Genomic DNA, 5,085 nt, shown 5'->3' on the forward strand with positions numbered 1-5,085 from the left:
CCGAAGAACCCGGCCAGCAGCGCGGCCGAGAATGCCGTCATCGCCAGGAATGTCAGCTGAGACATCATGCTCAAGCGCGCGCCGCCCGTAGTCATCTGCTCCGACCCGCCCAGGACACCGTTCACGGAAACGCCGGAATGTCCTGTCTCCTTATTCCGACGCATCCCTTCGGACGCTTATCGGCCAAATTGCGGCCCTGCCAAGACGACCGATTGCCTCGGACCTGTGTCGTTACCGCAACGTTCCGCCCTGACTTGTTTCAAGCCAAGGCGGCTACTGGAACGCCGTCTCCGAGAAACTTCTGAGCTTGCGCGAATGCAGCCGCTCCATCGGCATTTCGGCAAGCTTCTCCATCGCCTTGATGCCGATGGTGAGATGCTGCGCCACCTGCCGCTTGTAGAACTCGGTCGCCATGCCGGGCAGCTTCAATTCGCCATGCAGCGGCTTGTCGGATACGCACAGCAGCGTGCCGTAGGGCACGCGGAAGCGGAAGCCGTTGGCGGCAATCGTCGCCGATTCCATATCGAGCGCGATGGCGCGGGACTGCGACAGGCGCTGCACCGGTCCGCGCTGGTCGCGCAGTTCCCAGTTGCGGTTGTCGATGGTGGCGACGGTGCCGGTGCGCATGATGCGCTTGAGGTCGTAGCCGGAAAGTCCAGTGACTTCGGCCACGGCTTCCTGCAGCGCCACCTGGATCTCGGCCAGCGGCGGGATCGGCACCCAGACCGGCAGATCGTCGTCCAGCACATGGTCCTCGCGCACATAGGCATGCGCCAGCACATAGTCGCCAAGTGCCTGCGTGTTGCGCAGGCCCGCGCAGTGGCCGAGCATGACCCAGGCATGCGGCCGAAGCACCGCGATATGGTCGGTGATCGTCTTGGCGTTGGAGGGGCCGACGCCGATATTGACCATGGTGATGCCGCCATGGCCGGGCTTCTTCAGGTGGTAGGCCGGCATTTGCGGCAGCCGCTGCGGCGGCGTGCCGTCCGAGGCCGTTGCGCCATTGGCGGTCACGACATTGCCGGGCTCGACGAACTCGACATAGCCGCTGTCGCCCTTGGCCATCAATTCGCGAGCCCGCGCCACGAACTCGTCGATGTAGAACTGGTAGTTGGTGAACAGCACGAAGTTCTGGAAATGCTGCGGGCTGGTCGCCGTGTAATGCGTCATGCGGTGCAGCGAATAGTCGATGCGCTGCGCGGTGAACGGCGCCAGCGGCCTCGGCTCGCCGAACGCCACCTCGAACGTGCCGTTGGCGATCTGGTCGTCGGTGCCGTCGAGATCCGGCACGTCGAACAGGTCGCGGATCGGCCGCTTGATGCGCTCGGCGGCCGCGCCGTCGACATAGCTGCCTTCCAGGAAGGCGAAATGCAGTGGAATGGGCGTCGTCGATTCCGACACGGTCACTGTCACGCCGTGGTTGCGCATGATGAGACGAAGCTGCTCGATGAGGTAGTTCTCGAACAGCTGCGGCTGGGTGATGGTGGTGGCGAAATGCCCGGGCGTCGGCATATGGCCATAGGCCTGGCGCGAGTCGACCTGGCTGAACGAGGTCGTGGTGACGCCGATCTGCGGATAGAAGGCCCGATAGCGCTTGCTCTCGTCGGCGCCCGCGGCAAGCGCCGCGAAGGAATCACGCAGGAATTTGGTGTTGCGATCATAGAGCGCCTGCAGCGCCGCGACGGCCTTTTTGGCGTCATGGAAGCTCTGCGCGCCGAAAGGCTCCGGCATCACGACCGATTCAATGGCTTGGGGGTAGATTCGCTTTTCCATGTCTCAATATAGAGATTCAGGATGGCGCTTGGGAGGGGGATGTGGGACCGCGAGAGCCGATAGCGTCGATTTTCTTCGGATGTGTTTAATGCATGTCGCCCAGAAGTGTGCGCGGTTCTGGGACAACGACATGCAGCAAAACAAAGACTTAAAGCGCCTCGCCTGAACCCGGTTCAGCGCGACGCGCTTTAAGGCGCGCTGGCTACGAGCCAGTCGCACCGTTCGACACTCTATAAAGCTTGTCCGCGCTGCAGGCTGATCAGCAGCACGAAGCCGACGCTCCTGTTCTTATTCGCCGGCGCCTCGATCCTGTGGCCCGCATCGGCGCGCATCATCGGCACAGCCAGCACCGGGGCGGCGAGCAGCATCAGGATGAGCGTCGCCCGCGGCAGCAGCCTCAGGATCTTCGTTGTGGTGGCGGCGATGCGGTTCATTTTGGTGGTGTCCCGATTTTCAATGTGGTCGATTTTCAACTTTGTCGTTTCAGCGCGTCACTTGGTTCACGGAGCCGAGAACGCAGCCACGGGCCGTTCCCACAAGCGGGCCGAGTGCCCGCCCTCGGCCACCAGGATGGCGAAGAGCATGCCGAACAGGCTCATCAGCAGGCAGACGATGGTGAAGCGACGGGCAAGCATTTTCTCTCTCCTTCAATGCGGGAGAGAATGCCGCAATGCCTCTGAACCGGTTATGAGACCGGTATTCATCTGCGGTTCAAAATGATTGACGAGGTCTCAAGCCGCCGTCGGCGACAAGACCGTTCGGCGGAGCGCCGCCGCCGCAAAAGAAAACGGGGCCGCTCGGGGCCCCGTTTCGGATGATCTCGGAAGGTCAGTTACAGCTTGTGCCAGGTCTGGCTCTTGCAGATCAGGCCGCCGAGCACGCAGCCGCTCATCTTGAGCGATGTGCCCGACAGCGTCGCCTTGCCGGAATAGGTCTTGTCGGTTTCCGGGTCGGTGATGGTGCCGGTGTATTTGTTGTCGCCAGCGGCCTTGAAGGAGCCGATCGTCTTGCCGGAGTACTTGCCGGATTTCAGCGTGATGGAGAACGCATCGCTGCCAGCGATCGCCGCCGTTGAGCCGGCCTGCGTCTTCCAATTGCCTTCGATCGGGTCGGCCCACGCGGCGCCCGCCATGATCAAGGTCGCCGCCAGGGCCAGGCTCGTCTTTCGAAACATCTTGTGCTCCTCCCAATGGGTATGCGGCGGGCTCCGGCCCGCCTTCCAGTCCCTTACGCAAAGGTAAAGCTAATCCAGCTCCCGCCAAAACAAAAGCGGTGCCGCCACGGAAGGTTGTAGCGGTTTTCGCCGTGCGCATGGCCGAAAATGAACGGCACCGGAAAAATGCTTCGGTTCCCGTGGTTAGCGAAGTCTTGATTCCGCTCCCGCCAATTTTCATCGAATTTGACGCAAGACCGCGCAAACGCTGGATTCCCATGCTTAACGGTTTCCCGCGTTTACCTCTTGTTTTAGCTTTGTTTTCCGCAAATTAAGCAAGCCATTTAACGACGGATTCAAAGCCAGGCTTCATCCTCGAAAGCATCGAAAGAGCGGCCCGCCCCGAGGGAAATCAAGGGACAGAAGGAGGCAGCTCTCGGGAGCCAGACAGGGGATTGAAATGGCACGTTTTGAAATGCTTGAAGACGGCTTCGGCGCCATGGGGGCAACTGCCCAGGCCGACATTCTTTTCGAACTGGGCATGATGTATGCGACCGGCCGCGATTGCGAGACCGATGTCGTCGCCGCCCACAAATGGTTCAACATCGCCGCGATCAAAGGTTCGGTCCGGGCCGCCGAGCTGCGCTCGGAACTGTCTGCCACCATGTCGAAGGTGGAGATCGCCATGGCGCTGCGCGAAGCCCGCGAATGGATGACGATGCACTGATCCTGCGCGCAGCGCTGAGAAGTTGATTTGGACAAGGCCGCGAAAAGACGGCCGGCCCACAAGACCAAGAACGCGGCAGGTAAACAAACTCAGCCGCGCGAAAAAACAGGGAAGCGAGCGGGTTTCAGGCGCGGGGCGTCTGGGGAGCTCGACTGCAAAAGCCGCGACCGACCGAAACAAGGTCGGCGCGGCTTTTTGCATTACGCTAGGTAATCACGCGGGCGCGTGGCCCAAGAAATCCTCGCCGGAATGAACCAAAACCGGCCGTACTGTCCTCTCGACAGTCTCGGCGAAGGGTGAAATTGTCCCGGCTCTGTGAAAGAAGCGCGGCCATGCCGCCGCGCGCAAGTGGAGGAGTTCTGATAGCCATGAAAAGATTGGGTATTTTGAGCGCGGCCGCATTTGGCCTGATGATGAGCGCCCCGGTTGCCTTTGCCGACGACATCACCATTTCGGTGGTCGGCCCGATGACCGGCCAGCTCGCCACCATCGGTGACCAGTTCAAGCAGGGCGCGCAGGCTGCCGCCGAGGCCATCAACGCCGCCGGCGGCGTCAACGGCTCGCAGATCAAGCTCGACATCGAGGACGACCAGTGCGATCCGAAGCAGGCGGTGTCGGTTGCCAACCGCATCGTCGCCAACGGCGTCAAGTTCGTCGACGGCCATGCCTGCTCGGGCTCGAGCATTCCGGCCTCCGCCGTCTATGCCGAAGCCGGTACGCTGATGATGAGCCCGGCCTCGTCGAACCCGGTGTTGACCGATGCCGCCGCCAAGTCCGGCTGGCCGACGATCATGCGCCTCTACACGCGTGACGACGCGCAGGGCGCCTTCATCGGCCCGTGGATCGCCAAGAAATATGCCGGCAAGAATGTCGTCGTCCTGCACGACAAGAGCGCCTACGGCCAGGGCGTTGCCGACGCCGTCAAGGCGACGATGAATGCGGGCGGCCTCAAGGAAGTCGATTACGAAGGCATCAACGCCGGCGAGAAGGATTACTCGGCCCTCGTCACCAAGCTGAAGAAACTCAAGGCCGACGTCGTCTATTTCGGCGGCTACCACCCCGAGGCTGGGTTGATCCTGCGCCAGGCGGCGGAGCAGAACGTCAAGTTCCAGCTGATCATGCCGGATTCGATCGCATCGCCGGAATTCTGGCAGGTCGCCGGTCCAGCCGGTGAGGGCACGCTGTTCGTCTTCCCGTCGGACCCGCAGGCCAAGCCCCAAGCGAAGGACGCGGTCGCCAAGATCAAGGCCGGCGGCTTCACACCTGAAGGCTTCACGCTGTTCTCCTATGCCGTGATCCAGGCCGTCGCCGAAGGCGTCAAGCGCGCCGGCACCGACGATCCGGCCAAGGTCGCCGAGGCGCTCAAGGACGGCAAGCCCATCAGCACCGTCGTCGGCGACGTCATCTTCGACGAGAAGGGCGACCTAAAGAA

At 62.1% G+C, this 5,085-nt stretch carries 6 protein-coding genes; 2 read left to right on the top strand and 4 right to left on the bottom strand.

The features are described from left to right. Positions 1-273: 273 nt before the first annotated feature. The 4 genes from EOA27_RS21215 to EOA27_RS21225 form a co-directional block, all read right to left on the bottom strand. A complete protein-coding gene (locus EOA27_RS21215; protein WP_245467331.1) occupies positions 274-1,731 on the bottom strand; it encodes an AMP nucleosidase in 1,458 nt (485 codons plus the stop codon). Positions 1,732-2,003: 272 nt separating this feature from the next. After that, positions 2,004-2,207, bottom strand: coding sequence for a hypothetical protein (locus tag EOA27_RS21220; RefSeq protein WP_126078346.1), 204 nt, complete (start codon positions 2,205-2,207; stop codon positions 2,004-2,006). A 66-nt stretch (positions 2,208-2,273) separates the two neighbouring features. Next, complete coding sequence (locus tag EOA27_RS42990) at positions 2,274-2,408, bottom strand: hypothetical protein (RefSeq protein WP_281059457.1); 135 nt, start codon at positions 2,406-2,408, stop codon at positions 2,274-2,276. A 197-nt stretch (positions 2,409-2,605) separates the two neighbouring features. Next, entirely contained in the window at positions 2,606-2,947 is a 342-nt protein-coding gene (locus EOA27_RS21225; protein ID WP_126064738.1) for a DUF2147 domain-containing protein, read from the bottom strand. Positions 2,948-3,386: 439 nt separating this feature from the next. Between EOA27_RS21225 and EOA27_RS21230 the strand changes: the two genes are divergently transcribed. Together EOA27_RS21230 and EOA27_RS21235 are read left to right on the top strand one after the other, a co-directional pair. Further along, positions 3,387-3,653 (top strand): sel1 repeat family protein, encoded by a 267-nt coding sequence (locus EOA27_RS21230; RefSeq protein ID WP_042639605.1) that lies wholly within the window; start codon positions 3,387-3,389, stop codon positions 3,651-3,653. A 368-nt stretch (positions 3,654-4,021) separates the two neighbouring features. After that, positions 4,022-5,085, top strand: a 1,064-nt coding sequence (locus EOA27_RS21235) for an ABC transporter substrate-binding protein (protein WP_145970452.1), incomplete at its 3' end; no start/stop codon positions are given.

This window comes from Mesorhizobium sp. M2A.F.Ca.ET.037.01.1.1 (assembly GCF_003998075.1).
Lineage (GTDB): Bacteria > Pseudomonadota > Alphaproteobacteria > Rhizobiales > Rhizobiaceae > Mesorhizobium.

Excerpts from the sequence above, each read along its gene's own strand:
- EOA27_RS21230 (WP_042639605.1), top strand. The coding sequence starts at position 3,387 with ATGGCACGTTTTGAAATGCTTGAAGACGGCTTCGGCGCCATGGGGGCA.
- EOA27_RS21215 (WP_245467331.1), bottom strand. The coding sequence starts at position 1,731 with ATGCCGGAGCCTTTCGGCGCGCAGAGCTTCCATGACGCCAAAAAGGCC.
- EOA27_RS21225 (WP_126064738.1), bottom strand. The coding sequence starts at position 2,947 with ATGTTTCGAAAGACGAGCCTGGCCCTGGCGGCGACCTTGATCATGGCG.
- EOA27_RS42990 (WP_281059457.1), bottom strand. The coding sequence starts at position 2,408 with ATGCTTGCCCGTCGCTTCACCATCGTCTGCCTGCTGATGAGCCTGTTC.
- EOA27_RS21220 (WP_126078346.1), bottom strand. The coding sequence starts at position 2,207 with ATGAACCGCATCGCCGCCACCACAACGAAGATCCTGAGGCTGCTGCCG.